Annotated in this window: 25 protein-coding genes and 2 tRNA genes; 10 read left to right on the plus strand and 17 right to left on the minus strand. The window is 72.0% G+C overall.

What is annotated here, in order from left to right; all coding sequences use genetic code 11:
* Positions 1-44: 44 nt before the first annotated feature.
* From ACFXGI_RS11205 to ACFXGI_RS11235, 7 genes are all read right to left on the minus strand, one after another.
* Entirely contained in the window at positions 45-1,055 is a 1,011-nt protein-coding gene (locus tag ACFXGI_RS11205; protein WP_229336581.1) for a hypothetical protein, read from the minus strand.
* A 105-nt stretch (positions 1,056-1,160) separates the two neighbouring features.
* On the minus strand, positions 1,161-2,522 hold the full coding sequence (locus tag ACFXGI_RS11210) for an HD-GYP domain-containing protein (protein WP_384705163.1): 1,362 nt from the start codon (positions 2,520-2,522) through the stop codon (positions 1,161-1,163).
* A complete protein-coding gene (locus ACFXGI_RS11215; RefSeq protein WP_384705164.1) occupies positions 2,519-4,012 on the minus strand; it encodes an HD-GYP domain-containing protein in 1,494 nt (497 codons plus the stop codon). Before ACFXGI_RS11215 ends, ACFXGI_RS11210 begins: the two co-directional genes overlap by 4 nt.
* Before the next feature lie 152 nt (positions 4,013-4,164).
* Positions 4,165-4,467, minus strand: coding sequence for a mycothiol system anti-sigma-R factor (gene rsrA / locus ACFXGI_RS11220; protein WP_048477498.1), 303 nt, complete (start codon positions 4,465-4,467; stop codon positions 4,165-4,167).
* On the minus strand, positions 4,464-5,108 hold the full coding sequence (locus tag ACFXGI_RS11225; RefSeq protein WP_008741505.1) for a sigma-70 family RNA polymerase sigma factor: 645 nt from the start codon (positions 5,106-5,108) through the stop codon (positions 4,464-4,466). Before ACFXGI_RS11225 ends, rsrA begins: the two co-directional genes overlap by 4 nt.
* A gap of 333 nt (positions 5,109-5,441) precedes the next feature.
* Positions 5,442-6,107: an alpha/beta family hydrolase gene (locus ACFXGI_RS11230; RefSeq protein ID WP_384705165.1), complete on the minus strand. Its 666-nt coding sequence runs from the start codon at positions 6,105-6,107 to the stop codon at positions 5,442-5,444.
* A gap of 46 nt (positions 6,108-6,153) precedes the next feature.
* Positions 6,154-6,969 carry an SOS response-associated peptidase gene (locus ACFXGI_RS11235; RefSeq protein ID WP_384705166.1) on the minus strand — a complete coding sequence of 272 codons (816 nt, stop codon included), beginning with the start codon at positions 6,967-6,969 and terminating at the stop codon, positions 6,154-6,156.
* Between the two features lie 53 nt (positions 6,970-7,022).
* On the opposite strand from ACFXGI_RS11235, the gene ACFXGI_RS11240 reads away from it, so the two are divergent.
* From ACFXGI_RS11240 to ACFXGI_RS11255, 4 genes are all read left to right on the plus strand, one after another.
* Positions 7,023-7,748 (plus strand): M50 family metallopeptidase, encoded by a 726-nt coding sequence (locus tag ACFXGI_RS11240; RefSeq protein ID WP_384705167.1) that lies wholly within the window; start codon positions 7,023-7,025, stop codon positions 7,746-7,748.
* A gap of 166 nt (positions 7,749-7,914) precedes the next feature.
* Positions 7,915-9,264 carry a 3-phosphoshikimate 1-carboxyvinyltransferase gene (gene aroA / locus ACFXGI_RS11245; RefSeq protein ID WP_384705168.1) on the plus strand — a complete coding sequence of 450 codons (1,350 nt, stop codon included), beginning with the start codon at positions 7,915-7,917 and terminating at the stop codon, positions 9,262-9,264.
* An 8-nt stretch (positions 9,265-9,272) separates the two neighbouring features.
* Positions 9,273-10,283, plus strand: coding sequence for a ribosome small subunit-dependent GTPase A (rsgA, locus tag ACFXGI_RS11250; protein WP_384705169.1), 1,011 nt, complete (start codon positions 9,273-9,275; stop codon positions 10,281-10,283).
* 90 nt (positions 10,284-10,373) lie between these two features.
* Positions 10,374-10,697 carry a multidrug efflux SMR transporter gene (locus tag ACFXGI_RS11255; RefSeq protein WP_030153546.1) on the plus strand — a complete coding sequence of 108 codons (324 nt, stop codon included), beginning with the start codon at positions 10,374-10,376 and terminating at the stop codon, positions 10,695-10,697.
* Here the strand turns inward: ACFXGI_RS11255 and ACFXGI_RS11260 are convergent.
* The gene (locus ACFXGI_RS11260) at positions 10,663-11,235 is read right to left on the minus strand and encodes a TetR/AcrR family transcriptional regulator (protein ID WP_384705170.1); all 573 of its coding nucleotides are present in this window, start codon (positions 11,233-11,235) and stop codon (positions 10,663-10,665) included. The two genes, ACFXGI_RS11255 and ACFXGI_RS11260, sit on opposite strands and share 35 nt — an antisense overlap.
* A gap of 150 nt (positions 11,236-11,385) precedes the next feature.
* On the opposite strand from ACFXGI_RS11260, the gene hisN reads away from it, so the two are divergent.
* A complete protein-coding gene (gene hisN, locus ACFXGI_RS11265) occupies positions 11,386-12,192 on the plus strand; it encodes a histidinol-phosphatase (protein ID WP_384705171.1) in 807 nt (268 codons plus the stop codon).
* A gap of 155 nt (positions 12,193-12,347) precedes the next feature.
* Positions 12,348-12,743 carry a cyclic nucleotide-binding/CBS domain-containing protein gene (locus ACFXGI_RS11270; RefSeq protein ID WP_030859397.1) on the plus strand — a complete coding sequence of 132 codons (396 nt, stop codon included), beginning with the start codon at positions 12,348-12,350 and terminating at the stop codon, positions 12,741-12,743.
* Between the two features lie 59 nt (positions 12,744-12,802).
* Here ACFXGI_RS11270 and ACFXGI_RS11275 read toward each other — a convergent pair whose 3' ends face one another.
* Positions 12,803-14,272 (minus strand): catalase, encoded by a 1,470-nt coding sequence (locus tag ACFXGI_RS11275; RefSeq protein WP_384705298.1) that lies wholly within the window; start codon positions 14,270-14,272, stop codon positions 12,803-12,805.
* A gap of 129 nt (positions 14,273-14,401) precedes the next feature.
* Between ACFXGI_RS11275 and ACFXGI_RS11280 the strand changes: the two genes are divergently transcribed.
* Positions 14,402-14,818 (plus strand): Fur family transcriptional regulator, encoded by a 417-nt coding sequence (locus ACFXGI_RS11280; RefSeq protein ID WP_030859402.1) that lies wholly within the window; start codon positions 14,402-14,404, stop codon positions 14,816-14,818.
* A gap of 112 nt (positions 14,819-14,930) precedes the next feature.
* On the opposite strand, the gene ACFXGI_RS11285 is transcribed toward ACFXGI_RS11280, so the two are convergent.
* The 4 genes from ACFXGI_RS11285 to ACFXGI_RS11300 all read right to left on the minus strand — a co-directional run bounded on the left by ACFXGI_RS11285 (position 14,931) and on the right by ACFXGI_RS11300 (position 20,181).
* Positions 14,931-15,004: transfer RNA gene (locus ACFXGI_RS11285), tRNA-Met, on the minus strand.
* A 77-nt stretch (positions 15,005-15,081) separates the two neighbouring features.
* Positions 15,082-16,929 (minus strand): tetratricopeptide repeat protein, encoded by a 1,848-nt coding sequence (locus ACFXGI_RS11290; RefSeq protein WP_030859404.1) that lies wholly within the window; start codon positions 16,927-16,929, stop codon positions 15,082-15,084.
* 238 nt (positions 16,930-17,167) lie between these two features.
* A tRNA-Met gene (locus ACFXGI_RS11295) sits at positions 17,168-17,241 on the minus strand.
* Positions 17,242-17,304: 63 nt separating this feature from the next.
* A complete protein-coding gene (locus ACFXGI_RS11300) occupies positions 17,305-20,181 on the minus strand; it encodes a UPF0182 family protein (protein ID WP_384705299.1) in 2,877 nt (958 codons plus the stop codon).
* A 143-nt stretch (positions 20,182-20,324) separates the two neighbouring features.
* Between ACFXGI_RS11300 and ACFXGI_RS11305 the strand changes: the two genes are divergently transcribed.
* Complete coding sequence (locus ACFXGI_RS11305) at positions 20,325-20,900, plus strand: PPA1309 family protein (protein WP_384705172.1); 576 nt, start codon at positions 20,325-20,327, stop codon at positions 20,898-20,900.
* A gap of 30 nt (positions 20,901-20,930) precedes the next feature.
* Here the strand turns inward: ACFXGI_RS11305 and ACFXGI_RS11310 are convergent, their stop codons facing one another.
* From ACFXGI_RS11310 to ACFXGI_RS11325, 4 genes are all read right to left on the minus strand, one after another.
* Positions 20,931-22,022, minus strand: coding sequence for a PDZ domain-containing protein (locus tag ACFXGI_RS11310; RefSeq protein WP_384705173.1), 1,092 nt, complete (start codon positions 22,020-22,022; stop codon positions 20,931-20,933).
* Between the two features lie 117 nt (positions 22,023-22,139).
* Positions 22,140-22,337, minus strand: a complete 198-nt coding sequence (locus ACFXGI_RS11315) for a hypothetical protein (protein WP_030859410.1) — start codon at positions 22,335-22,337, stop codon at positions 22,140-22,142.
* Between the two features lie 157 nt (positions 22,338-22,494).
* Positions 22,495-22,956: a molybdenum cofactor biosynthesis protein MoaE gene (locus ACFXGI_RS11320; RefSeq protein WP_030859412.1), complete on the minus strand. Its 462-nt coding sequence runs from the start codon at positions 22,954-22,956 to the stop codon at positions 22,495-22,497.
* 195 nt (positions 22,957-23,151) lie between these two features.
* Positions 23,152-24,315, minus strand: a complete 1,164-nt coding sequence (locus ACFXGI_RS11325) for an SDR family oxidoreductase (RefSeq protein ID WP_384705174.1) — start codon at positions 24,313-24,315, stop codon at positions 23,152-23,154.
* Positions 24,316-24,507: 192 nt separating this feature from the next.
* Between ACFXGI_RS11325 and ACFXGI_RS11330 the strand changes: the two genes are divergently transcribed.
* Both ACFXGI_RS11330 and ACFXGI_RS11335 read left to right on the plus strand, forming a co-directional pair.
* Positions 24,508-25,971 (plus strand): zinc-dependent metalloprotease, encoded by a 1,464-nt coding sequence (locus ACFXGI_RS11330; protein ID WP_384705175.1) that lies wholly within the window; start codon positions 24,508-24,510, stop codon positions 25,969-25,971.
* Positions 25,968-26,492: an NUDIX hydrolase gene (locus ACFXGI_RS11335; RefSeq protein ID WP_384705176.1), complete on the plus strand. Its 525-nt coding sequence runs from the start codon at positions 25,968-25,970 to the stop codon at positions 26,490-26,492. The genes ACFXGI_RS11330 and ACFXGI_RS11335 overlap by 4 nt, the downstream gene beginning before the upstream one ends.
* Positions 26,493-26,531 lie beyond the last annotated feature (39 nt).

Consider the following 26,531-nt stretch of genomic DNA (forward strand, 5'->3'; position numbering starts at 1 on the left):
AGTCCACCCGTTCACAATGTGCCGGTACAGCCTACGGTGCCGGGTCAGCAGACCTCTTCGAGATCCCGCCATTCACGGGTGTCCGGGCTGTCCGCGACCCAGCCGTCGAGCAGTCCGCGCACCAGGCCGGCCGGCGCCGCGATCCCGCATTCGCGTTCGGGCACCCAGAGCGGACCGGACCCGTTCGTGCGGTGGCCCAGCGGACCGGGGTGCCCCGGTTCGCTGTGGTCGTGCGGGTCCAGGTGTTCCCCGTCGCCCTCGCCGCTCGGCATCACGCTCTCCGAGCAGGTCCGGCACAGCAGTCGCACCGAGGACGACCAGTCCTCGGCGGCGAAGCCCGCGTCGGAGGCCAGCTGCTCCAGCGCATCGCGGTCCTCCTCGGTGGCCGCCTCCAGCAGCACCACCCAGGTCGGCACCGGCGAGGGGGCCCACAGCTCGATCTCGTCGAAGACCGGGTAGGAGGGGCCGGCCGCGGTGACCCGCTCGCCGTGCGGGACCCCGTCGTGCAGGACGACCTCGCCCCAGCGCCGCCCCGAGGAGGGCAGCGGGATCGACAGGACCTCCATGCGGGCCGGGTCCAGCCGACGGCCCCAGACCACCTCGGCCTCCCCCTCCGGGGACAGCCGTACGGCGGCGCTGCCGAGCTCCATGCCGACCGGTTCGCCGCTGCCCTTCGCGGGGTGGGTGCCCGAGCCGTGCGGGTCCCCGGGGACCTTCAGCCCGTACGCCTGCCAGGCCCGGCGGGCCAGCGGCCAGTCCTGCAGCGCGGTCGCGGCGATCCCGACGTTCCACCAGTCCGGGGCGCCGGTCTCGCGGTCCAGCAGGGCCACGGCGCGCAGCCCCGCGGCCCGGGCCTGCTCCCAGTCGTGCCGGAATTTGTGCAGCAGGGCGAGGTTGAACCAGGACTCGGACAGCCAGGGCTCCAGGTCCGCGGCTCTGGTCAGCAGCGCACCCGCGTCCTCGTACCGCCCGTCGCCGATCAGCGTGAACGCGCGGTCGGTGGCCTGCCGCCACGAAGCGGAGGGCCGATGCCGTACCTTCCCGAAGATCCTCACGATTCCCGCCTGCCGGTCCAACGGTGCAGCCTTGCGGACACCCTCACGGACACTCCTACTGGCATCCAACCATGCCCACTCGGACGGCCGCTCATTACCCATGGGTTACCCAGGTGGGACGGGAACAACTCTGTCACGTCCGCCCCTGGCCAGAACCCTCGCGAGACACTCCACGACCTCCGGCTGGTAGTCGCGCCCGGTGCCCAGCCGCAGCTGCTCCAGGGCCGCGAGGGGGCCACCCGGGTGACGGGGCCCGCCGAGCAGGTCCTCGTACGCGTTGACCGCCCGCACGATGCGCGCCAGGGCGGGCTGCTCCCGGTACGGGTCCGCCTGCCGCTCCACGATGACGGCCACCTCGGCGGGCACCCCGGTCTGGCGGGCCACCTCCCCGCCGAGCGCGGCGATCCGGCGGGCCTCGGCAGCCGGCAGCCCGGCGGTGGCCCCGGACCGGACCGGGTCGACGAGGGAGAGCTGGCCGATGTCGTGCATGAGGGCGGCGTACTCCAGCACCGTGAGCTCCCGCTCCGAGAGGCCCAGCTCCCGGCCGACGGCGCAGCTCAGGGCGGCGACCCGGCGGGAGTGCCCCGGGCGGGTGTACCCGGCGATCTCGGTGGCCCGGGCCAGGGAGGTGATGGTCTGGCGGTAGGTGGTGCGGATCGCGGTGATCCGGTGGAAGGAGAGCTGGGTCAGCAGCAGGGGCAGGCAGAAGACGGGCAGGGCCCACAGGCCGGCGACGGCCACGCCGAGGGCCATGACGACCCCGGTGGCGCAGATCGCGGAGCCGATGCCGAGCTGGGCGCGCAGCTCGTCGCGGAGCAGGGGACCGTACGGCCAGCCCGTGCGGGCGCGGGCCAGGGCGGCGGCGAGCACGGCGTCGCACAGGGCGGTGAGGCCGAGCAGGAGGAGCAGGAAGAGGACGAGGTACGGGCCCTGCCCGATCCCGTCCTCCAGACGGCCGGAGTTGTAGAGCGGCTGGAAGCAGACGGCGGCGAAGGCGACGGTGAGGACCCGCCGGGCCAGGTGGTCGGCGGCGGGGGCGCGGCCGCGGGCGATGTGCGGGACGATCCCGGCGAGGGCCGCGGCGACGACGACCGTGACGATCTGGAGCACCCCGTGGTGGGTGGGCTCGGCGGCGTCCGGGCCGAGCAGGGCGTACGCGAGGGCCCCGGCGAAGGCCAGGGGTGCGGGCTGGCGGTCGTCTGCGGCGTCCGGTGCGGCTGCGGCGGCGGCCCAGGTACCCCAGGAGTCACGGGGGTCACGGGCATCACGGGGGCCGCGTGCGCCCCCGGCGTCCCGGGTGTCGCGGCGGGCGAGCTCGCCACAGGCGATCAGGGCACCGAAGGCCAGGGCGGTGCCGGGTTCGACGAGGCCGTTCCACAGGGTGTGCCCGAGCCCGGCCAGGGTGAGAAGCACGGCGGCCCCGCGCACCCCCCAGACGACCGCGCCCCGGGCGACGGCGCCCCTCACGTCCCGCTCCCGCCGTCCGGTTCCGGCCCCTTCGGCGGGTCCACGGTCCGTACGCGCGTCCGGGCGCCCTGGGCCGGCAGCCCGGACAGCGCGGGCCCGCCGGGGTCCGGGGCCGCGGAGGCGGGCGCCGCCGCCCGGCCGGGGGCGGAACCGGCCGGGATCACCTGGAGCTCGTCCTCGTCCGCCGTGACCACCGGATGCCAGCCCTCCCGGCCGATCGCCTCGACCAGCGCGTGCACCATCACCGGGTCGAAGTGGGCCCCCGCGCACCGCTCCAGCTCGGCCAGGGCCACCGGCACCGGCCGGGCCCGGCTGTACGAGCGGGTCGAGGTCATCGCGTCGAAGGCGTCGGCCACCGCCACCACCCGGGCCGGCACCGGGATCTGCTCGCCGGTCAGCCCGTACGGGTATCCGGAGCCGTCGACCCGCTCGTGGTGGTGCAGGATCGCGGACCGCGCCTCGCCCAGGAAGCCGATGCCGCGGACCATCTCGTGCCCGTACTCGGGATGCAGCTCGATGATCCGCCGCTCCTCCGGGGTCAGCGGGCCGTCCTTGCGCAGGAGCCGGGTCGGGACGCCCAGCTTGCCGACGTCGTGCAGGATCCCGGCGATGCGGACGACTTCGAGCCGGTCCCCGTCCATGCCCAGCTCGCGGGCGATCATCGCGGAGGCCTGGCCGACGCGCTCGCCGTGGCCGCGCGTATAGCGGTCCTTCAGCTCGACGGCCTGGACGAGGGCCCGGATCGTGGCCTGGTGGGCGGCCCGTTCCCGGTGGTACTGGGCGAAGACCCAGCAGGAGATGTACATCGGCAGCAGGACGAGCAGCGCGGCCGGGAGCCCGTACGGGCTGCGCCACAGGACGGCCATCATCAGCCCGGCGAGGCCGTGCACGCAGTGCGGCACCAGGGAGCGGCCGAGCGGTCCGCGCCATGCCGTGCTCAGGGGCCGGCGTTCGGCGGCGGCCAGGACGCCCGCGTCGAGGGCGGTCAGTACGAGGCAGAAGGCGGCGGCCGCGGCCACCGCGGGCAGCAGCGCGTACGGGAAGTGCGGGAGCTCCGCGAACGGGGCGGAAGGGGAGCCGGGCGAAGGGCCGCCGCCCAGCAGCCCGAACGTCCGCCCCGCCGCCCAGGCCGCGAGGGCCTGCTGCGCCGCGTGCCACACACGCCGGACCCGAGCGGGCCTGCGGACCACCGCCTGCGCGAACCCGCCGGGCAGCGCGACGAGCGCGGCGGCGGCCGGCGGCAGCAGGAAGACGGCGGCGAGCAGCACGGGGAAGAACGAGCCGATGCCCTCGGGGACCCGCTTGCCCGGCAGCGGGCAGATCCTGACCAGTTCACCGCCGAGGTACAGGGCGGCGAGCAGCGCGACGGCGGGCCAGGGAGTGCCGGAATCGGCGAAGGCCGGGGCGGCGCAGGCGGATGCCGCGAGGACGGCGCAGAAGACGACGGCCCACACGGGATCGGGGCGCGCCGCCGGCGGAAGTCCCCGCATGACGCTCTCCTCCCCTGTGCCGTGCACACCGTTTGGGGAGAATAAGTGGGGCCCCCTCGCACAGGGGGCCACATTTTCGTATTGCGCCGTACGGGCACCCCCGGATTAGCACCATCGAGTGAACGATTCGGCTTCCAGGGGCGGTTGTTCGATCAGCCGGTGGCGGGGTCCGCTGTCACATCGTGTTCGGGGACGGCCTGCCCGGAACGGATCAGCTCGATCCGTCCCATGACCTTCGAGCGCAGGTCGGTCGGCACGTCGTCCGAACCGCAGCAGCGCTTCACCAGCTTCTTTACGGCCTGCTCGAGGCCGTACTTCTCCAGGCAGGGATTGCATTCGCCGAAGTGCGTCTCGAACTTCGTGCAATCGCTGTCCGGCATCTCGTGGTCCAGGAACTCGTACAGGTGGTCCAGGACCTCAGAGCAATCCGTCTCGTGCGGCTCTCCGCAGCTCATGAGCCCGAGCCTTTCAGGTCGTTCGACTCTCCCGCGCCGGCGGGAACCAGCCCGCGCTCACGGGCATAGTCCTCCAGCATTCCGCGGAGTTGACGGCGGCCACGGTGCAGTCGCGACATGACCGTACCGATGGGTGTACCCATGATGTCCGCGATCTCCTTGTACGCAAAGCCCTCTACGTCGGCAAGATAGACCGCGATGCGGAACTCCTCCGGAATCGCCTGCAGCGCTTCCTTCACATCCGAATCGGGCAGGTGGTCGAGTGCCTGCGATTCGGCGGAACGAAGGCCCGTCGACATGTGCGACTCGGCGCGCGCCAGCTGCCAGTCCTCGATCTCCTCGGCCGCGCTGCGCTGCGGTTCACGCTGCTTCTTGCGGTAGGAGTTGATGAACGTGTTGGTCAGAATGCGGTAGAGCCACGCCTTGAGGTTGGTGCCCTCGCGGAACTGGTGGAAGGACGCGTATGCCTTCGCATACGTCTCCTGGACCAGGTCCTCGGCGTCGGCCGGATTGCGCGTCATGCGCAGCGCGGCCGAGTACATCTGGTCGAGGTAGCCGAGGGCGTCCCTCTCGAAGCGCGCATTGCGCTCCGGGGTCGTCTCCTCCGCGTGGCCTTCGTCGGTCCCAGCGACAGGACCCACCTCCTCCGACTGCGTGACGGCTCCGAAAGCGGACCCGCTCGAATCGGAGAATAGTCGACCATCCCGGCCCTCCGCCGCCTGAAGCGGGCGGCGCTTGGGCGCGGGCAGGACCGTCCAGTCCAGGCCTGCCGCCTGCGGACGGTGCTGGCTGATGACCTGGGTCATGCGGTCCCTCTCCTCCGACTGATCCCGTGCGTTCTGACATCCCGCACAACAGAAGGGTCGGGCCGCGCATTCCCCGCCGGGGCCCGTACCTCCGGCCTCTGTCAGGTGGGCGTCCGCGATGTGGTACGGATCACTCCCGGGTCCGTCTCACTCCCCGGACCGCGTCCGTCACAGGGGAAGCCCGGCGAGCCATGCGGCGACGGCCCCGGTGATCACCGCAAGGGCCTCGTCCTGGGTCAGGTCCGCCTTCTTCGGCACGGCGAAACCGTGATCGCCGGAGGGGATCTCCACCAGTTCGTACGGTGCCTGCGCGGTCGGCGGCGGGAACTCCCCGGGCCGCCCGAAGGGGTCCCGGCCGCCTTGGACCACCAGGGTGGGCCTCCCGGCCCCCGTGAGCTCCTCGGCCCGGGACTTCTCGGGCCGGCCCGGCGGGTGCAGCGGGAACGCCAGGGCCAGCACCCCGGCCGCCCCCAGCTCCGCGGCGGTCCGGCAGGCCACCCGGGCCCCGGCGCTGCGGCCGCCCGCCACCACCGGCAGCCCGGGTCCGGCCAGCGCCGGCCACAGGCCCCGCCAGCCCTCGTCCAGCACCTTGGGCGCGGCGGCCACCTTCTTCCCGGCCACCCGCCACGGCTGCTCGACCAGTGCCACCGTCACCCCGTGGGCGGGCAGGGCGGCGGCCAGGGCCACGAGGTCGCGGGCCTCGATCCCGCCGCCGGCGCCGTGGCTCACGGCCAGCACGAGGCGTGCGGCCGTACGGGCGGGGACGGGGTGCCAGGTGATGCGGGCCTCGCCCGCCGGGGTGTCGACGCTCTCGGTGCGCGTACGCGTGGTCATGGCACCCATCCTGCCCGGGGCGTCCCGCCCGGGGCGGAAGCCCCGGCTAGAAGAGCGTGGCCTCCTCCGGCGCGGCCAGCTCGTGCAACAGCTCCGGCCCGTTGTTGCGCACGTTGCTGACGGCGGTGGAGACCGGGTACGCGCGCATCAGCCCTCCCGGCGGCGGCGCGAGCAGGGCCTGGAGTTCGTCGGTGTCGGTCCGGGCCGGGTCCAGCCAGGCGTCCCAGCGGTCGGGGGGCAGCATCAGCGGCATCCGGGGGTGGATCTCGGCGAGCGAGGCGGGCCCCTCCGCGGGGGCCACGCCCAGCGGCCCGGTCTCGGCCTCGGCCGTGATCACGGAACAGGTGGCCCACCAGGCCTGCGGGTGGTCGCCGGGGAGGGCCGGGTCGCGCCAGAACTCGTATATGCCGGCCATGGCGAAGACGGAGCCGTCGGCGGGGAGCACGAAGTAGGGCTGCTTGCGGGCCCGCTTCTTCTTGCCCTCGACCTCCAGCTGCCGCTCGTCGTGGGCGGTGACCCACTCGTAGTAGCCGTCGGCGGGGACGATGCAGCGGCGCTGCGCGAAGGGGCGGCGGAAGGAGGGCTTCTCCGCCACGGTCTCCGACCGGGCGTTGATCATCCGGGCGGCGCCCTCGGGGTTCTTGGCCCACGAGGGGACGAGCCCCCAGCGCACCGTGCGCAGCTGACGAACCGGACGCGGGTTCGGAGCGTCTTTCACGGGACGGTCGAGGACGACGTGGACCTCTTTCGTCGGCGCCACGTTCCAGTCGGGGGCCAGTGTCTCCTCTGGCTCCCACTTCTCGATGCCGAAGGCCTCCACCAGGTCCTCCGGCCGACGACTCGCTGCATACCGTCCGCACATGGCTGCCAGACTGCCATCCCATCCGCCCACCACCGCAAGGAGTCCGCCACTCCATGAACAGCACCACGGACAGCTCCGCGACCGCCGGCCTGTGGGACCGGCTCACGGGCATACAGACCCCGCCGGCCCTGTGGCTGGTGATCGTGACGGGCGTCGTCGCCCTGCTCGCCGTGGGGCCGCGCCCGCTGTGGCGGCTGTCACGCAACGCCGTGACCATCGCCCACGAGGGCGGCCACGGGCTGCTGGCTCTGCTGACCGGCCGGCGGCTCGACGGGATCCGGCTGCACTCCGACACCAGCGGGGTCACCGTCAGCCGCGGCAAGCCGACCGGGCTCGGGATGATCCTTACCGCCGCGGCCGGGTACACGGCACCCTCGCTGCTCGGGCTCGGCGGGGCCGCCCTGCTGTCGGCCCACCGGATCACGCTGCTGCTGTGGGCGGCCACCGCGCTGCTGCTGGCGATGCTGGTGATGATCCGCAACGCGTACGGCGCCCTGACGGTGGTGCTGTCGGGCGCCGCGTTCGTGCTGGTCTCCTGGCTGGCCCCGGCCGATGTCCAGGCGGTCTTCGCGTACCTGGTGGTGTGGTTCCTGCTGCTGGGCGGGGTGCGGCCGGTCTTCGAGCTGGGGGCCAAGCGCCGGCACGGCGGGGCGCCGGATTCGGACGCCGACCAGCTGGGCCGGCTCACGCACGTCCACCCGGTGGCCTGGCTGCTCCTCTTCCACGCCGTCGCGCTGTGCTCGTTGATCGGCGGCGGGCGCTGGCTCCTCGGCCTCTGAGCCGTCCGGGCCCGACGTGCGTGTCCGACGTCCTCGTCCGACGTCCGTGTCCGACGTCCGTGTCCGACGTCCGTGTCCGACGTCCGTGTCCGAACTCCGCGTCCAACCTCCGAGACCAGCGTGCGATCAAGATCTGGGCCCGGGACGAGCCACTAAAGTGGGGGCCATGACCGAGACCCCCGCGCTCCCCGCCCTCTGGCCCGCTCCGCTCGCCGACGGCACCGTCCACGCCACCGTCACCGTGCCCGGGTCGAAGTCGGTCACCAACCGCGCCCTCGTCCTCGCCGCGCTCGCCGCCGAGCCGGGCTGGGTGCGCCGCCCGCTGCGCTCGCGCGACTCCCAGCTGATGTCGGACGCCCTGCGCGCGCTCGGCGTCGGCATCGAGGAGACCGCCTCCTCCAGCTCCGGCGACGGTTCCGGCGGCGAGGCCTGGCGGGTCATCCCGGCCGCGCTGCACGGCCCGGCCACCGTCGACGTCGGCAACGCGGGCACGGTCATGCGCTTCCTGCCGCCCGTCGCCACCCTGGCCGCCGGCGACATCCGCTTCGACGGCGACCCCCGCTCCTACGAGCGCCCACTCGGCCAGGTCATCAGCGCCCTGCGCACCCTCGGAGCCCGTATCGACGACGACGGCCGGGGCGCGCTGCCGCTGACCGTCCAGGGCGGCGGCGCGCTGGAGGGCGGCGTCGTCGAGATCGACGCCTCCAACTCCTCGCAGTTCGTCTCGGCGCTGCTGCTGTCGGGCCCGCGCTTCAACCAGGGCGTCGAGGTCCGGCACACCGGCACCACCCTGCCGTCGATGCCGCACATCCGGATGACGGTGGAGATGCTGCGCGCGGCGGGCGCCCAGGTCGACACCCCCGAGGCGGGCGGCGAGCCGAACGTGTGGCGGGTCGCGCCGAGCGCGCTGCTGGGCCGTGACGTGGTCGTGGAGCCGGACCTGTCGAACGCGCAGCCGTTCCTGGCGGCCGCCCTGATCACGGGCGGTACGGTCACCATCCCCGACTGGCCGCGCCGCACCACGCAGCCCGGCGACGAGCTGCGCCGGATCTTCACGGAGATGGGCGGCTCCTGCGAGCTGACCGACGCGGGCCTGGTCTTCACGGGCAGCGGCAAGATCCACGGCATCGACGTGGACCTGGGCGAGGTCGGCGAGCTCACCCCGGGCATCGCGGCCGTCGCGGCGCTGGCCGACTCACCCTCCACCCTGCGCGGGGTGGCGCACCTGCGGCTGCACGAGACGGACCGGCTGGCGGCGCTGACCGCGGAGATCAACGGGCTCGGCGGCGAGGTCACCGAGACCGCCGACGGCCTGCACATCCGCCCGCGTCCGCTGCACGGCGGCGTGTTCCACACGTACGACGACCACCGGATGGCCACCGCGGGCGCGGTGATCGGCCTGGCGGTGGAGGGCGTGCGGATCGAGAACGTGGCGACGACCGCGAAGACCCTGCCGGACTTCCCGAAGATGTGGGCCGGCATGCTCGGCCAAACGACGCGAGTAGCGGGAGCGTAGGCCCCGTCATGCGCAGGTACGGCAAGCACACCGACGAGGACGACATCCGCCAGCGGCCCAACCCCAAGGGCAACCGGCCCCGGACCACCATCCGGCCCAAGCACGAGGACGCGGCCGAGGGCTTCGTCCTGACCGTCGACCGCGGCCGGCTGACCTGCCTGGTCGACGGCCGCACCATCCACGCGATGAAGGCCCGCGAGCTGGGCCGCAAGGCGGCGGTGGTCGGTGACCGCGTGTGGATCGTCGGCGATCTGACCGGCAAGAAGGACACCCTCGCGCGGATCGTGCGGATCGAGGAGCGCAAGTCCGTCCTGCGGCGCACCGCGGACGACGACGACCCGTACGAGCGGGTGGTCGTCGCCAACGCGGACCAGCTGGCGATCGTCACGGCGCTGGCCGACCCGGAGCCGCGGCCCCGGATGATCGACCGCTGTCTGGTGGCCGCGTACGACGCCGGGCTGGAGCCGCTGCTGGTGCTCACGAAGTCGGACCTGACCTCCGCGGACAAGATCCTGGAGATCTACTCCACCTTCGGCCTGAACTACGTGGTGACCAACCGCGAGGAGCTGGCGACGGGCGACGCCGCCGACCGGGTGCGCGAGCGCCTGAACGGCCGGATCACCGCCTTCGTCGGCCACTCGGGCGTCGGCAAGACCACGCTGGTGAACTCGCTGGTCGCCGAGGGCCGCCAGCGCGCCACCGGGCACGTCAACGCGGTGACCGGCCGCGGCCGGCACACCACCACCTCGGCACTCGCGCTGCCGCTGCCGGACGGCGACGGCTGGGTCATCGACACCCCGGGCGTGCGCTCCTTCGGCCTGCACCACGTGGACCCGTCCCGGGTGATCCTGGCCTTCCCCGAACTCGTTCCCGGTACGGAGAACTGCCCGCGGGCCTGCAGCCACGACGAGCAGGACTGCGCGCTGGACAAATGGGTGGAGGACGGTCACGCCGATCCGGCACGCCTGTACTCGCTGCGGCGGCTGCTGCAGACCCGCGAGCGCCGCGAAGGAGACTGATCGTCCGGCGGGGTTTGCCACCCACCAGGTCTGGTAAATGCATAATCGCACCACGTGACACGACGTCACCTGACGCGGGAGGCATTCGCCATGGCCTGGCTGCTGGTGGTCGTCGCCGGAATCCTGGAGACCGGTTTCGCGGTCTGCCTCAAGCTGTCGCACGGGTTCACCCGGCTGTGGCCGACCATCGCCTTCGCCGCCTTCGCCCTGGGCAGCTTCGGGCTGCTGACGCTGGCACTGAAGAAGCTGGACGTGGGCCCGGCCTACGCGGTGTGGACGGGCATCGGGGCCGCCGGAACGGCCATCTACGGCATGGTCTTCCTCGGAGACCTCGTCTCGACGCTCAAACTCGTCTCGATCTCGCTGGTCATCCTGGGCGTCATCGGCCTGCAGCTGTCCGGTTCGGCTCACTGAGCAGGCGCAGCAACCGCATCAGCTCCCCGAGCCCCGGCTCCTCCCCCGGCGCTATCACGTACGAGAGGGCGAGGCGTACGGCGAGCTCGCAGTGCTGCGCCCCCTCCCCCGGACTGAGCGTGGCCGAGGCCCGGTCCCGGACGGCCCGGGCCAGCTCCCCGGGTCCGGGGGCCGGAACTCCCGGCCGCACGCCCTGCCCGGGCGGCGTCGGCAGGTTCCCGTCCCAGCACCCCGTCAGCAGCGCCCGTACGAGGGGACGCGCGCGGGCCGCCCGTACGGTCCACTCGGCGACCGAGGCGAGCCGCTCGGCGGCGGCGGCCGGGGAGCGCAGGACCCGGTCCACCCCTTCGAGGTACCAGTCGGCCTCGCGGCGCACGAGGGCTCTGCCCAGCCCGGCCTTGCCGCCGAACTCGTTGTAGAGGGTCTGCCGGGACACCCCGGCGGTGGCGGCCACGTCGACCATCCGCACGGACGGCCAGGGGCGCGCCAAGAGCGCCGCTCCCGCCGCTTCCAGCAAGGACTCCCGGGCTGCCGGCATGCGCGCCTCCCCGCTCGACTTCCCCCGCTCCGATTCCCCGCTCGGCTCCCCCGCCAGAGTTGACGGACCGACAGATCCTGTCAAGGGCGCCGGAGGGTCGCACGGTGGACGCCGTTCGCCGCCTGTGGGCAGTCCCGATACTGTTCGAGCATGCCCGAGTATGACGATGACCTCCGCCTTGCCCTTGAGCTCGCCGACGCGGCGGACGCCGCCACGATGCAGCGGTTCCGCGCCCTCGATCTGAAGGTCGAGACGAAGCCGGACATGACCCCGGTGAGCGAGGCGGACAAGGCCGCGGAGGAGATCGTCCGCGCCGGGATCGAGGCCGCGCGGCCGGCCGACGCGATCCTGGGCGAGGAGTACGGGCTCAAGGGCAGCGGCCCGCGCCGCTGGGTCGTGGACCCGATCGACGGCACGAAGAACTACGTGCGTGGCGTCCCCGTCTGGGCGACGCTGATCTCGCTGATGGAGGAGGGCCCCGACGGGGTCTTCCGGCCCGTGGTCGGCGTGGTCTCGGCGCCGGCGCTGGGCCGCCGCTGGTGGGCGGCGCAGGGCCGGGGCGCGTACGCCGGCGGTGCGCTGGGCGGTGCGCCCGTACCGCTCGGCGTCTCGAAGGTGGGCACCCTCGGCGACGCCTCGTTCGCCTACTCCTCGCTGGGCGGCTGGGAGGAGCAGGGCCGGCTCGCCGGGTTCCTGGAGCTGACCCGGCAGTGCTGGCGCACCCGCGGCTACGGCGACTTCTGGCCGTACATGATGGTCGCGGAGGGATCCCTGGACCTGTGCGCCGAGCCGGAGCTGAACCTGTGGGACATGGCGGCCATCGCGGTCGTGGTCCAGGAGGCGGGCGGCCGGTTCACCGACCTGGACGGCGTGGAGGGCGTACACGGCGGGAACGCGGCCGCCTCGAACGGGCTGTTGCACGAGGAGATGCTGGGACGTCTGCGCCCGCGCGCCTGAGCCGCCCGAGCCGTAAGGGTCTTGCATCCGGACAACCGGGTGCGCCCTCTTGATGACCCTCCGTACCCATGGGAATCTGGGACTCCTCCGCTTGTGCGCTTGTGAAGACCTTCTCTAAGTGCGCGGAGGACTCTCCCCAGGAGGTGGCTCCTTTCATGCTCGTCCGCGACGCCATGAGCACCGTGATCCTCACCCTCGGACCCGCCCACACCCTCAGGCAGGCGGCCTGCCTGATGTCCGGCCGTCGGGTCGGCGCAGCAGTCGTCCTCGATCCCGACCACAGCGGCATCGGCATCCTGACCGAGCGCGACATCCTCAACTCCATCGGCGCGGGCCACGATCCCGACCGGGAGAACGTGGGCGCGCACACCACCAACAACGTGGTGTTCTGCACCCCGCAGGCCACCGTCCAGGAGGCCGCCGAGGCGATGGTCCGCGGCGGCTTCCGCCATCTGATCGTGCTGGAGCACGGCGGCCCCGTCGGCATCGTGTCCGTACGCGACGTGATCCGCTGCTGGGTACCGGCCCGGCGCAGCACCGTACCGGCGTAGAGCCGGAGGGCCGGACCCCGACGGGGTCCGGCCCTTCAACTCTCGGCGAGCGGGTCCCGTCAGCCGCGAAGGGCCTGGACCGCGGCCTCCAGCCGCTTGCCGAAGTCGCCGTCCGCCTGGCGGAAGTTGCCGATCGCGCGCTCGGCGATGTCGTCACGGGAGACCTTGGCGATGAAGCCGGACAGGTTCTCGATCAGACGGGCCTGCTCGTCCTCGGACATCAGGCGGTAGAGGTTGCCCGCCTGGACGAAGTCGTCGTCCTCGGAGTGGACCGGGGCCGCGTGGTTGCCCGTGCCGCCGGTGACCGGGACGGACTGCCACAGCGGGCGGTCGGTCTGGGCCGGGCCTCCGAAGCTGTTCGGCTCGTAGTTCTTCGCGCCCTTGTGGCGGCCGTCGTACAGGAAGCCGTCACGCGAGTTGGTGCGCGCCTCGGTGGCGTGCGGGCGGTTCACCGGCAGGTGGTCGGCGTTGATGCCGACGCGGTAGCGGTGGGCGTCGCCGTACGCGAAGAGGCGGCCCTGGAGCATCTTGTCGGGGGAGGGACCGATGCCGGGGACGAAGTGCGCCGGGGAGAAGATCGACTGCTCGACCTCGGCGAAGACGTTCTCCGGGTTGCGGTTGAGCTCCAGCTTGCCGATCTCGACCGGCGGGTAGTCCTCGTGCGGCCACACCTTGGTGAGGTCGAACGGGTTGAAGCGGTACTCCGCCGCGTCGGCCGCCGGCATGATCTGGACCTGCACGGTCCAGGTCGGGAACTCGCCGCGCTCGATGGACTCGCGCAGGTCGCGCTGGTGCGAGTCGGGGTCCTCGCCGGCGAGGGCGTTGGCCTCGGCCTGGGTGAGGTTCTTGACGCCCTGGTCGGTCTTGAAGTGGTACTTGACCCAGAAGACCTCGCCGGCCTCGTTGTTCCACTGGAACGTGTGCGAGCCGTAGCCGTTCATGTGGCGGTAGGACGCCGGTATGCCGCGGTCACCGAACAGCCAGGTCACCTGGTGCGTGGACTCGGGCGACAGACCCCAGAAGTCCCAGACGTTGTCCGCCTCCTGCGAGCCGCTGTACGGGTCGCGCTTCTGGGTGTGGATGAAGTCCGGGAACTTGATGGCGTCCTTGATGAAGAACACCGGGGTGTTGTTGCCGACGAGGTCGTAGTTGCCCTCTTCGGTGTAGAACTTCAGCGCCCAGCCACGGGGGTCGCGCACCGCGTCGGCCGCGCCGAGGTTGCCCGCGACGGTGGAGAAGCGCAGGAACGTCTCGGTCTCCTTGCCGACCTCGGACAGGAACTTCGCCCGGGTCCACTGCGAGACGTCACGGGTGAGCGTGAAGGTGCCGTACGCGCCGGCGCCGCGGGCGTGCACGACGCGCTCCGGGATGCGCTCGCGGTTGAAGTGGGCCAGCTTCTCGAGGAGCAGCTGGTCCTGGACCAGGACGGGGCCACCGACGCCGGCCGTCTCGCTGTTCTGGTTGTCGGCGACCGGAGCCCCGGCCTCCGTGGTGAGCGGTCCCTGCGTCACGTGCGCCTCCTGCGTCATTCCTGCCATGTGCCTGCCCTTGGGCCCTGTCGATTCGATCCTACAATGGACTTTGTCTAGGTCAAGTAAGGTTCCAAGTCCGAACAGGTTCGGGAGTTACACCGAATCCCTCGCTGTAAGGTGGTGTCCATGAGTGACCTGCTGGAACGACTTCGCGGACGCGGATGGCGCATGACCGCACAGCGGCGTGTCGTGGCCGAGGTGCTCGACGGTGACCACGTTCACCTGACGGCTGACGAGGTGCACGCGCGCGCGGTGGACAAGCTGCCGGAGATCTCGCGCGCCACCGTCTACAACACGCTGGGCGAGCTGGTGTCCCTCGGCGAGGTCCTGGAGGTCTCCACGGACCGCCGGGCCAAGCGCTACGACCCGAACGCCCACAAGCCCCACCAACACCTGGTGTGCGCGCAGTGCGGCGCGATCCGGGACGTACATCCGGCGGGCAACCCGATGGCGGACCTGCCGGACGCGGAGCGCTTCGGGTTCGTGGTGTCGGCGGTCGAGGTGACGTACCGCGGGCTGTGCCCGGCCTGCGCGGGGGCGTGACGACGGACGAAGGAGGGCCCGGGAGCGATGCTCCCGGGCCCTTTGTCCATGCCGTTCACGATTCGAAACGCCGAAGGCCCGGATCCAGAGGATCCGGGCCTTCGGCCTTCAGTAGCGGGGACAGGATTTGAACCTGCGACCTCTGGGTTATGAGCCCAGCGAGCTACCGAGCTGCTCCACCCCGCGTCGGTAAACACGACTTTACGTGACGCCACCCCACAGATGCAAATCGCTTAACGTTCCGGCTCGGCGGAGCCGCGGCGTCAGGCGGAAAGCTCTTCCGCCAGGGCCTCGCGGAGCCGGGCCGCCCGCTCGGAGACCTCCGCCGGGCCCAGCTCCATGGCCCGGACGCACCACTTCTGCGCCTCGGCCAGGTCCCCGTGGCGCGCGGCGAGCAGCCCCAGCCGCAGCGCCGCCCGGCCGTGGCCCGCCACCGCGGCCCGGGTCCACCACAGCGCGGCCTCCGGCTCGTTCCCCTCGCGCGCCAGCAGCAGCCCGAGGTTGAACGCCCCGTTGCGGGAGCCGGCCTCGGCCGCCTCCCGGTACCACCGCGCGGCGACGGCGAGGTCGCCCCGCGCGGCCGCCAGCATCCCGACCCGCACCTGCGCGCGCCGGTGACCCAGCTCCGCGGCCCGCTCGTACCACTCCTCGCTCTCGGACTTCGGGGCACCGCCGACCGGCTCGCCCAACGCCACCGGCTCCGGCGGCGGAGCCAGCGATTCCAGCAGCGAGGCCAGCCGGAACGCCGCCTCCGCGCTGCCGCCGCCCGCGGCGCAGCGCAGGTGCCGCTCGGCCGCCCGGTCCTCGCCGTCGCGGACCAGCGCGATGCCGACCTGGAGCGCGGCGTCGGTGTGGCCCGCCGACGCGGCCCGCTCGTACCACTTCAGCGCCGTCCGGTCCTCGTCCCGGCTCGCGAACAGGATCCCGAGGTTGAAGGCGGCGTCCACGCTGCCCGCCTCGGCCGCCTTCGAGAACCACGGCTCGGCGCCGGCCGCGTCGCCGACCTGCAGCAGCATGATCGCGAGGGCGTTGGCCGCCTCCCGGTGGCCCGCGTAGGCCGCCCGCCGGTACCACTGCTCGGCCTGCGCGGTCCGCTCCTGTGCGGCGCACAGCAAAGCAAGGTTGTACGCCCCGTTCTGGTCGCCCGCGTCCATGGCGGTGCGGTACCACTTCTCCGCGGTCTGGGTCTCGCCCCGCGCGGCGTGCAGGGCGCCCAGCGCGTTGGCGGCGTTGCCGTCTCCGTCCTGCGCGGCCCGGTTCCACCACGCGACGGCGCTCTCCTCGTCGCCGGCGTCGCGCAGCAGGAAGCCGAGCGCGCACGCGGCCCGTGCCTCGCCCTGCTTGGCGGACGTCAGGTACCAGCGCCCGGCCTCCTTGAGCTCCCCGCGCGCCTCCAGCAGAGCGCCCAGGTGCAGCGCGGCCCTGCGGTGGCCGCGCGCGGCCGCCTGCCGGTACCACTGCTCGGCCTCGGCGGGGTCGCCCTTGCGCAGGTGCCGGGCCAGCCGGTACGCGGCCTCGCGGTGCCCCTGCTCGGCGGCCTGGCGCAGCCAGCGCTCGACGCCCTTGTCACCGCGGTGCTCCAGCAGGTCGGCGAGCCCGTACGCGCCCAGGGCGTGGCCGGATTCCGCTGCCTGGCGCAGCCAGTACTCGGCGGCGGGCTCGTCCCCGCGCTCGCGGAAGTGGCGGCCCAGGGCGTGTGCGGCCGGGGCGGACCCGGCCACGGCGGCGACCCGCCACCAGCCGGCGGCCTCCTCGGGGTAGCCGCGCTGGAGCAGGAGCACGCCGAGGTTGTTCGCGGCGGCGCGGTCCCCCTCCGCGGTGGCACCGCGCAGGTACGGTTCGGCCCCGGCCAGGTCGCCGCGGCGCAGCAGCAGCGCCCCGAGCACGCTCATCGCGCCCGGGTCCCCCCGGTCGGCCGCGACGCGGTGCCGTGCTTCCAGCTCGGTGTCGCTCGCCGGGTCCGTCTCGGCGAACATTTCCTCCGCGAAATCCGCATCGGTCAGCGCGGTCTGCGCGTTAACGACCGGAGCCTCCTCGTTGGCCTCTGCGCCCGATTCGACTTCCGCCCTCACAAACCGCCCTGTCTCCAGCAGAGTTGACCTGTCCCCCATAAATCCCATCGTCGCATCACCTGCTACCCGCGTACACCTGGTATGTCGCAGCCTGTGAGGTCACTACAGCGTTTTGTCGACATGCCCACAGAGAGATAAGTCAAACACGCTCCCACCCCAACTCACCCGTCTCAGCTATCTCATGACCCCCGCGTGTCCCCCTGGACATGACGAACGACCTGATGATCCAGGACATGACGAAGGCCCGGATCCCATGGATCCGGGCCTTCATCTTCAGTAGCGGGGACAGGATTTGAACCTGCGACCTCTGGGTTATGAGCCCAGCGAGCTACCGAGCTGCTCCACCCCGCGTCGGTGAAACCACAGTATCACGACGCGGGACTGAGCCATTACCGAAGCTGCGCCCTCTTCCGACTACGTACCGGGCTTCGGGGTCGTCAGCTTCGCCTCCGCGTCGATCGCCCGCTGCAGCGCCGCCTTGATGTCGTCCTGCGCCTTGCCGAAGGCCGCCCAGTCACCGGCCTGGCGGGCCTTCTCGGCTGCCTCGATCGCCTTCTTCGCGTCGTCGAGTGCCGTCTTGACCGTCGGGTCCGTGGCGGTCGGGGGCGTGGTGGTGCCCTCGCCCGGCGGGGTCACCGGAGTGGTGGGCACCGTCGGCGCCTCCGCCCCGAAGACCACGTTCAGCGCCTTCTCCAGGCTGTCCTCGAACGCCGTCTGGTTCCCGTACGTCACCAGCACCTTGCGCAGCAGCGGGTACTTCAGCCCCGAGCTGCGCACGTACACCGGCTCCACGTACAGCATTCCGCCGTCGAGCGGCACCGCGAGCAGGTTGCCGTACTCCACCTCGGAGTCGCCGCCGCGCAGCAGCCGGATCGACTCGGCGATCTTCGGCTCCGACTGGAACTTGCTCTGGACCTGCTTGGGGCCGTCGACCGGCTTGCTGGTCGGCAGCTTCAGGATTCTGATCTTGCCGTAGTCCGGGGTGCCCGGATCGGCGTTGACCGCCATGAAGGCGCTCAGGTTGTCCCGCTCGTTCGGCGTGAACGTCGTCGTGAGCGAGAAGACCTGGTCCTTCTCCTTCTGGCCCGGCATCTTCATCGACAGGTAGTACGGCGGGACCGCCGTGCCGGCCTTGGTCGTCGGGTCGTCCGGGACGGCCCAGGCCTCACTGCCGCTGAGGAAGGTCTGCGGGTCGGTCACGTGGTACCGGGTGAGCAGCTCGCGCTGGACCTTGAAGAGGTCTTGCGGGTAGCGCAGGTGGTCCATGAGCGGCTTGGAGATGTCGCTCTTGGGCTTGACCGTTCCCGGGAACGCCTTCATCCAGGTCTTGAGGACGGGGTCCTCGGTGTCCCACTGGTACAGGTTGACCGTGCCGTCGTACGCGTCGACGGTGGCCTTGACCGAGTTGCGGATGTAGTTGACCTGGTTCTCCTGCGCCACCACGGCACGCTGGCTGTTGGTGAGGGAGTCCGCGGTGCTCTGGCCCAGCGTGGTGCGCGAGGCGTACGGGTAGCCGTTGGTCGTCGTGTACGCGTCGACGATCCACTTGATCCGGCCGTCGACGACCGCCGGGTACGGGGCGCCGTCGATGGTCAGCCAGGGGGCGACGGCCTCGACGCGCTCCTTGGGCGTGCGGTGGTAGAGGATCCGCGAGCCGTCGCCGATGGCGCCGGAGTACAGGATCTGCGGCTCGCTGAACGCGAGCGCGTACGCGGCCCGGTTGACCGGGTTGTCGAGGTTGACGCCGGAGTCGCCCTTGTAGCTCGTCTCCTTCTCGCCCTTGTCGTCCGAGTAGTCGAGCTCCTTCTGCGGCCCGCCGACGATCGAGTACTGCTTCGTCTGCTCGCCGTAGTAGATGCGCTGCTCGAAGTCCGTGCCGAACATGCCCTTGGAGGGAAGGTCGGACTGCGTGAAGTCGGGGGCGCCGTCCTTGACGGTGGTGCCCTTGGCCGCGACCACGCCGTAGCCGTGGGTGTACTTGAAGTGGTCGTTGATCCAGTTGTTCTTCGGGATGCCGCCGATGTTCAGCTCGCGCAGCCCGATGACCGTGTCCTGGCCGCTGTACCGGTCCACGGCGAGCGTGGACGGGAAGGCGTAGTAGCCCTTGACCTGCTGGAGCTGCTGGAAGGCCGGGGAGACGATGTTCGGGTCGAGGAGCCGGACGCTGGCGGTGGTGTTGGCCGCCTCGCGCAGCTTGGTCTTGTCCTCGGTCTGCGGGACGCCCGGGTAGTCCTTGACGTCCGCCTGGTCGATCCCGTAGGCGTCGCGCGTGGCCTTGATGTTCTTCTCGACGTACGGCGATTCCTTGGCCTGCTCGTTCGGCTGGACCTGGAACTTCTGCACGATCGCCGGGTACAGCCCGCCGATCAGGATCGCCGAGAGCACCATCAGGCCGAAGCCGATGACCGGCAGCTGCCAGGTGCGGCGCCACAGCGTCGCGAAGAAGAGCGCGGCGCAGATGGCGGCGATGGCGAGGAGGATCGTCTTCGCCGGCAGGTACGCGTTCGCATCGACGTAGCGCAGGCCGGTCCAGTTGTCCGCGGCCTTGAAGTCGCTGGACTTCACGGCGAGGCCGTAGCGGTCGAGCCAGTACGCGATCGCCTTCAGCGTCACGAAGAAGCCGAGCAGCACCGACAGGTGCCCGGTCGCGGCGGCGGTGGCCCGGGCGCCCGGGCTCGTCACGCGCAGTCCGCCGTAGAGGTAGTGGACGACGACCGCGGCGATCACCGACAGCACGGCTGCTGCGAAGCCGAAGCCGAGCAGGAAGCGGTACCAGGGCAGGTCGAAGGTGTAGAACGACACGTCCAGGTGGAACTGGGGGTCCTTCTGCCCGAAGGGCACCCCGTTCACGTACATCAGCCAGGTCTTCCACTGGCCCGCCGCCGAGGCGCCCGCGATCATGCCGACGAGCGCCGCGATCCCGAGGAGCAGCCACGTCTTGTACGGGGCGACGCTCATCCGGTAGCGGTCGAGGCTCTGCTGCTCCATCGACATCGCGGACAGCGGCGGCCGCAGCCGGTACGCCAGCCAGATGTTGAACCCGACGGCACCCGCCATCAGCAGGCCGAAGACGGCGAAGAGGCCGATCTTGGTCCACAGGGTGGTGGTGAAGACGGTCGAGTACTTCACGGAGCGGAACCAGAGCCAGTCCGTCCAGAAGCCCGCGAACATGATGAACGCCATGGCCAGGACGGCCAGCACGCCCAAGGTCATCAGAAGAGTCCGGGCGCGCCGGGAGGGGCGGCCGACTCTCATCCGTGGCCCGGAGGGGCCTCCGCCGCGGTCCGGCATCTGGAAAGCCAAGGTGCGCACCTCGAAAGTCGCTGAGTCTCGTTGCGGAACATTTCAAAAGCTGGGCCCCCGATGGTAGGGCCCACTCATGCAACTTACTGAGGCTTTAGTCAGTTCCCGTTATCGGGCGGAAAGGAGGCAGGATGTTGTCCATGTCCAACCTTTCGCCTTCCCAGGGCGGCACGCCGATGGCCGCCACCCCCCTGACGCGTGCCGTCCTCGAGATCGACGATTACGCCTCCTCCCTCGGCTGGGACAAGCCCGCCCGGCTGTTCGCGCTCGTCGACACCGCCAAGCTGCGCAAGTCGGAGCCGCGCCTCGCGGGCCAGCTCGGCCTCGACCAGGACGACGCGGGCAAGAGCCAGCTCACCCCGATCGAGCAGGACGAGGTGCCGAAGGGCACGCCGCTGGACAAGTTCCTGGGAACCATCGCCTGGCCCCCGTCGATCGTGGGCTGCGCGCTGACGGTGGAGCGGCTGATGCTGCCGCCGTCCGCGGAGGCCTCCGTACCGGAGGGGCTCAGCGACAAGCAGCTGGCCAAGTGGGTCGCCGCGCACCCGGACCGGCAGGAGGTGCGCCTCACCGTGGGCGTGCTGCGCGACGGGTCGCGGGAGTCGGCGGTACGGCTGCGCGAGAAGGACTCGTCGACCGAGGTGCTGACCGGCGCGACCCTGGTCCCGGGCCTGGCCGAGGCGCTGGCCGCGACGTTCCTGGACTGAGCCCGGGCTTCGGACGGGTCGGCGGACCGGTCAGGGCTTGCCGCACTGCGGCAGCCCGGCCGTGTCCCCCTTGCTGATCTTCTCCAGCGCCTTCGCGGCGTCGGCGATGGTGGCGACCTTCACCAGGGTCAGGCCGTCGGGGACGTGCTCGGAGGCGGAGCCGCAGTTCTCGGCGGGGGTCAGGAAGTACCGGGCGCCGGCCTGGCGGGCGCCGATCGTCTTCATCTGGATGCCGCCGATGGGGCCGACCTTGCCCGCGTCGTCGATGGTGCCGGTGCCCGCGACAAACTTGCCACCGGTCAGGTCACCGGGGGTGAGCTTGTCGACGATGCCGAGGGCGAACATCAGGCCCGCGCTCGGGCCGCCCACGTCGGCCAGCTTGATGTCGATCGTGAACGGGAAGGTGTGGTCGGTGCCCGCCCGGATGCCGACGATGGCGTGCCCGTCGCCCTCCGCCTTGGCGGTGGTGATCACGACCTTGGACGAGCCGGTGGGCTCGCGGTGCGCCTTCTCGGCCTCGGCCGCCTCGGCGGCCGGCACGATGGTGAACTCCACCTGCTCGCCGGCCTTGCGCTTGGTGACGAGCTTGGCCACGTCCTCGGGGGCGCCCACCGGGCTGCCGTCGACCGCCAGGATCACGTCTCCGGCGTGCAGCTTGCCCTCGGCGGGGCTGCCCTTGACCACGGTGGAGACCACGACGCGGGTGGTGACGCCCGGCGTGCCCAGCTGCTTGAGGGCGGCCACCTTGGCGCTCTCCTGCGACTGGCTGAACTCCTCCGCGTTCTCCTGGGTGGACTGCTCCTCCGTCTTGCCGCCCGGGTAGAGGTTCTCGTGCGGGACGACGATGTTGTCGTCGGAGAGCCAGCCGTAGACGGCTTCCAGCAGGTTCATGTCGTAGTCGGCGCCGGTGACGCGGACCGTCGTCATGTTGAGGTGCCCGCTGGCCGGGTACGTCTTGTGGTCCGCGATGCTGATGACGGGCTCGCCGCGCGAGTCCCCGAGCGTGTTCACCGTCGGGCCCGGGCTCATTTCCGAGTACGGGACCTTGATGAACACCCCTGCGCAGAGCAGCGCGAACAGCATGAGGGTGGAGGCGAGCATCGTCGCAGTGCGGCGTGGCATGGATCGACAGTACGTGACGGCCCAGACGGGCGGCCGCCGGGGCCGGTCCGTACGGGGGCCGTACGCGGAAACTCTCAGCGGATTCTCAGAGGGCCTGGGGGCCTCGCCCGGGACGCGTCACACCGCGTCGGAACCGGAATGGGCCGCTTCCTTCACCCTGGCCTGATCGGCCTTGTCCATGGCTTCACGGAACCTCGCGTATCCCGCGAGTTCGGATATGTCGCCTTGCGTGCGGTCGCGAGCCGCCCAGCTGCCCCATATCGCCGCTCCGATGGCGGCGAACAGCGGAATCAGCAACCACGCCAATGACGCCATGGACGTGCCTCCCTGCCCCGAAAGTACGTGTCGTTGGTGGCTTCAACGCTCGTGCCCGGAAAGGGGTTACGCAAATCGAGGGCGTGTTGCGCGGCCGAACGGGTGGGACAGTACCCGTTCGCCCCACGCACCCCGCGCGCGGGGGTGCCGACGCGGCTCAGCAGGCGCCGACCCACTCCTCCGTGCCGTCGGAGAACGTCTGGTGCTTCCAGATCGGGACCTCGTGCTTCAGGTCGTCGATCAGCATCCGGCAGGCCTCGAAGGCCTCGCCGCGGTGCGGGCAGGACACGGCCACGACCACCGCGAGGTCGCCGACGGACAGGTCGCCGATGCGGTGGACTGCGGCCAGGGCGCGGACCGGGTACTTGGCGATCACGCGCTCGGCGACGCGGCGCATCTCGGCCTCGGCCGTCGGGTGGCAGGAGTAGCCGAGCGCGTCGACGTCGGCCCCGCTGTCGTGGTTGCGCACCGTGCCGACGAAGAGCGTGGTGCCGCCCGTCGCGTCGTCGCCGACGGCCTTGAAGACCTCGTCTATCGAGAGCGGGGTCTCGCGGATCTCGAGCAGCCGGATCGGGTCCGGAGCGGCCTGCTCGCCGGGGTGGTCGAAGTGCGGTGCCATGCAGCCATCGTGCACCACCGGTCTCACATCGCGATATAGCCGATTCGACCGGCTGTACGACCCACGCGTATGGAGCCTCCTACAGGACCGGGGCCCGGAGCCGGCCGCCCCGGCGGGCGGCCGGGGCCGGTGGCCCGGGCCGAAGCCCGGAGCCCGGAGCCCGGAGCCGGGCCCCTGCCCGGGCGGCCGGGCGGGTCAGAGGCCGCGGCGGCGGCGGGCGGCGCGGACCACCGCCGCGGCGCCGAGGAGGGCGACCGTCGCGCCCGCGGCCCCCGCCGCGGTGGCGTCCTTGCGGCCCAGCCGGCGCCCCGCGACGGTGTGCCGGCCCGCGACCTCCTGGAGGAGCTCGGCCAGCACCTCCTCGTTGGTCCAGCGCGGCCGCCAGCCCGCCGCGTGCAGCGCGCTGACGCTGACCACCCACGGATGCATCGTGTACGCGAGGTCGCCCGCCGGGGACGGCGTCAGGCCGATCCTGTGCAGCCGTGCCGCCGCGCCCAGCGCGACCGCCGACGGGAGCTCCATGCGGCGGATGCCGCTCAGCTCCTCGACCTCCTCCTGCTCCAGCCAGCCCTCGCAGCCCACCGCCAGCTCGCCCTCGACCTTCTCCAGCGCGGCGTACTCCAGCGCGCTGACCAGGTCCTCCACGTGGCAGAACTGCCAGGTCGGCCGGGATCCGGCCACCACCAGCAGCCGCGGGGACTCGAAGTAGCGGGTCAGCGCCGTGTCCGTACCGCCGACCAGGACCGCCGGGCGGACCACCGTCACGTTCAGACCGGGGTGCGCGCGCGGCGCCCGCCGGCCCAGCCGCTCGATCTCCAGCAGGTCGCCGACGCCCGTCGCCTCGGCCGTGGCGCGCAGCTCGGAGTCCTCCGACAGCGGGATGTCGTTGTCCGGCAGCGCCCCGTAGACCATCGCGGACGTGCACAGCACGACCCGGTGCACCCCGGCAGCCGCGGCCGCCGTCAGCACGGTCTGGGTCCCGCGTACGTTGTACGCCGTACGGGCCGCCGGATCCGTCTCCAGGTCGAGGTCCAGCGCCAGGTGGACGACCACGTCGGCGCCGCGCAGTCTTTCGGCGATCGCGGGATCGCGTACGTCCAGGACATGCCATTGCGCGGCGGCACACTCGCCGCGCCGCTCGTCGATCGCCACGACCTGCTTGACCTCGTCGGATGCGGCCAGGCGGGCCACCAGGGCCGCTCCGACACCGGAGGCGGCGCCGGTCACGGCGATCACGGGGCCGTTCTTGCGGGGGTCCGCCTGGTTTCGCGGCAGGCGAACGCCGTGGGCGCTCTCACCGTGCTCAGGGCGGTTTTCGGCGTCGTGCGGCGCGCGAACCTGTGGATCTGGGGAACTCACCAGGCGTCTCCAGCGGTTGTCTTCAGTGGGGACGCGCCGTGACGCGTACCTACCAGGTGATGTCCATCCTGCCGCAGCCCAGGAGTCGGCGGAGCACCGAGCCCGGAAGCGGGTCAGGTGTCTACGCTGGGTGGTGTTGTCGGACCATTTCCCGTCGGCCCTTGCCGACGGCCCTACGAGCCGAGGAAACCCGTGAGCGACACCCCATTCGGATTCGGCCTTCCGCCGGAGGAGCCGGAGAACGGCGACGAAGGCAAGAAGAAGGGCAATCAGGGCGGTCAGGGCGGCCCGAATCCGTTCGGGTTCCCGGGCATGGGCCTGCCGGGCGGCGCCGGCGGCGCGGACAACCCGTTCGCGGCGATGTTCGGCTCGATGAACCCGAACGACCTGGGCGCGGCCTTCCAGCAGCTCGGCCAGATGCTCAGCTACGAGGGCGGTCCCGTGAACTGGGACATGGCCAAGGACATCGCCCGCCAGACCGTCGCCCAGGGCACCGCGGACGGGGTGAAGGACGCCAGCGTCGGCGGCGCCGGGAAGTCCGCCGTCGAGGAGGCCGTGCGCCTCGCCGACCACTGGCTGGACGGCGTGACCTCGCTGCCCTCGGGCGCGACCACGGCCGTCGCGTGGAGCCGCGCCGAGTGGGTCGAGGCGACCCTGCCGGTGTGGAAGGAGCTCGTCGACCCGGTCGCCGAGCGCGTCGGCGCGGCCATGGGCAGCGTGCTGCCCGAGGAGATGCAGGCCATGGCGGGCCCGCTGCTCGGCATGATGCGCTCCATGGGCGGGGCCATGTTCGGCCAGCAGATCGGCCAGGCCGTGGGCACCCTCGCGGGCGAGGTCGTCGGCTCGACCGACATCGGGCTGCCGCTGGGCCCCGCCGGCAAGGCCGCCCTGCTGCCGCTGAACATCGAGGCCTTCGGCAAGGACCTGAGCGTCCCCGCCGAGGAGGTGCGGCTGTACCTGGCGCTGCGCGAGGCGGCCCACGCCCGGCTCTTCGCGCACGTGCCGTGGCTGCGCTCGCACCTGTTCGGCGCGGTCGAGGGGTACGCGCGCGGCATCAAGGTCGACACCTCGAAGCTGGAGGACGTGGTCGGCCAGCTCGACCCGTCGAACCCGGAGCAGCTGCAGGAGGCGCTCCAGGGCGGCATGTTCCAGCCGCAGGACACCCCCGAGCAGAAGGCCGCGCTGGCCCGCCTGGAGACGGCGCTCGCGCTGGTCGAGGGCTGGGTGGACGCGGTCGTGCACGAGGCGGCCAAGCCCCGGCTGGCCTCGGCGGACGCCATGCGCGAGACCATGCGCCGGCGGCGCGCCTCGGGTGGCCCGGCGGAGCAGACCTTCGCGACGCTGGTCGGGCTGGAGCTGCGCCCGCGCCGGCTGCGCGACGCCTCGCGGCTGTGGGCCTCGCTGACCGACGCGCGCGGCGTGGACGGCCGGGACGGGCTGTGGGAGCACCCGGACATGCTGCCGACGGCCTCCGACCTGGACGACCCGGACGGGTTCGTGCACCGGGAGCAGCTGGACTTCTCCGAGATCGACAAGATGCTCGGCGAAGCGGCGCAGAAGCGCGAGCAGGGCACGCAAGGCGAGCAGGGCGGGCAGGGCCCCGAGGGCGAAGCCGGCTCTGACGGCTCCGACGGTGAGGGTGAAACGAAGAAGTGAGCCTGTACGACGACGCGGTGCTGGTCCTCAAGGAGTACGAGGGCCAGCCCGAGCTGCGCGATCTCTATCTGGAACACCTGGCCGCCCACCCGGACGCGATGTACAAGCCCTGCCAGGCCGGGCACATCACCGGCAGCGCGCTGGTCATCGACCCGGCGGGCGGGCGCGTCCTGCTCACCCTGCACAAGAAGCTCGGCATCTGGCTGCAGATGGGCGGGCACTGCGAGCCCGAGGACACCACCCTCGCCGGAGCCGCACTGCGCGAGGCCGTCGAGGAGTCGGGTATCGCCTCCGGGCTGACCCTGCTTCCGGGCGGCCCCGTACGGCTGGACAGGCACCCGATCCCGGCGCCGTGCAACTGGCACCTGGACGTCCAGTACGCGGCGCTGGCTCCGGCCGACGCGGTGGCGGAGATCAGCGAGGAGTCGCTGGACCTGCGCTGGTTCCCGTACGAGGAGGTGGCGGCGGCGGCCGACACCTCGGTCGTACGGCTGATGGAGGCGACCCGGGCGCGGCTCTGACACCCCTCGAACAGCCCGGAAGGGGCGGCCCCGCATCCT

This window comes from Streptomyces sp. NPDC059355 (assembly GCF_042752335.1).
Taxonomy (GTDB): domain Bacteria; phylum Actinomycetota; class Actinomycetes; order Streptomycetales; family Streptomycetaceae; genus Streptomyces.

What these genes read in the sequence shown, in the direction of transcription:
- ACFXGI_RS11215 (WP_384705164.1), bottom strand. Translation starts at nt 4,012, where the DNA reads ATGCGGGGACTTCCGCCGGCGGCGCGCCCCGATCCCGTGTGGGCCGTC.
- rsrA (WP_048477498.1), bottom strand. Translation starts at nt 4,467, where the DNA reads ATGAGCTGCGGAGAGCCGCACGAGACGGATTGCTCTGAGGTCCTGGAC.
- ACFXGI_RS11230 (WP_384705165.1), bottom strand. Translation starts at nt 6,107, where the DNA reads ATGACCACGCGTACGCGCACCGAGAGCGTCGACACCCCGGCGGGCGAG.
- ACFXGI_RS11235 (WP_384705166.1), bottom strand. Translation starts at nt 6,969, where the DNA reads ATGTGCGGACGGTATGCAGCGAGTCGTCGGCCGGAGGACCTGGTGGAG.
- ACFXGI_RS11240 (WP_384705167.1), top strand. Translation starts at nt 7,023, where the DNA reads ATGAACAGCACCACGGACAGCTCCGCGACCGCCGGCCTGTGGGACCGG.
- aroA (WP_384705168.1), top strand. Translation starts at nt 7,915, where the DNA reads ATGACCGAGACCCCCGCGCTCCCCGCCCTCTGGCCCGCTCCGCTCGCC.
- rsgA (WP_384705169.1), top strand. Translation starts at nt 9,273, where the DNA reads ATGCGCAGGTACGGCAAGCACACCGACGAGGACGACATCCGCCAGCGG.
- ACFXGI_RS11255 (WP_030153546.1), top strand. Translation starts at nt 10,374, where the DNA reads ATGGCCTGGCTGCTGGTGGTCGTCGCCGGAATCCTGGAGACCGGTTTC.
- ACFXGI_RS11260 (WP_384705170.1), bottom strand. Translation starts at nt 11,235, where the DNA reads ATGCCGGCAGCCCGGGAGTCCTTGCTGGAAGCGGCGGGAGCGGCGCTC.
- hisN (WP_384705171.1), top strand. Translation starts at nt 11,386, where the DNA reads ATGCCCGAGTATGACGATGACCTCCGCCTTGCCCTTGAGCTCGCCGAC.
- ACFXGI_RS11270 (WP_030859397.1), top strand. Translation starts at nt 12,348, where the DNA reads ATGCTCGTCCGCGACGCCATGAGCACCGTGATCCTCACCCTCGGACCC.
- ACFXGI_RS11275 (WP_384705298.1), bottom strand. Translation starts at nt 14,272, where the DNA reads ATGACGCAGGAGGCGCACGTGACGCAGGGACCGCTCACCACGGAGGCC.
- ACFXGI_RS11280 (WP_030859402.1), top strand. Translation starts at nt 14,402, where the DNA reads ATGAGTGACCTGCTGGAACGACTTCGCGGACGCGGATGGCGCATGACC.
- ACFXGI_RS11290 (WP_030859404.1), bottom strand. Translation starts at nt 16,929, where the DNA reads ATGGGGGACAGGTCAACTCTGCTGGAGACAGGGCGGTTTGTGAGGGCG.
- ACFXGI_RS11300 (WP_384705299.1), bottom strand. Translation starts at nt 20,181, where the DNA reads ATGCCGGACCGCGGCGGAGGCCCCTCCGGGCCACGGATGAGAGTCGGC.
- ACFXGI_RS11305 (WP_384705172.1), top strand. Translation starts at nt 20,325, where the DNA reads ATGTTGTCCATGTCCAACCTTTCGCCTTCCCAGGGCGGCACGCCGATG.
- ACFXGI_RS11310 (WP_384705173.1), bottom strand. Translation starts at nt 22,022, where the DNA reads ATGCCACGCCGCACTGCGACGATGCTCGCCTCCACCCTCATGCTGTTC.
- ACFXGI_RS11315 (WP_030859410.1), bottom strand. Translation starts at nt 22,337, where the DNA reads ATGGCGTCATTGGCGTGGTTGCTGATTCCGCTGTTCGCCGCCATCGGA.
- ACFXGI_RS11320 (WP_030859412.1), bottom strand. Translation starts at nt 22,956, where the DNA reads ATGGCACCGCACTTCGACCACCCCGGCGAGCAGGCCGCTCCGGACCCG.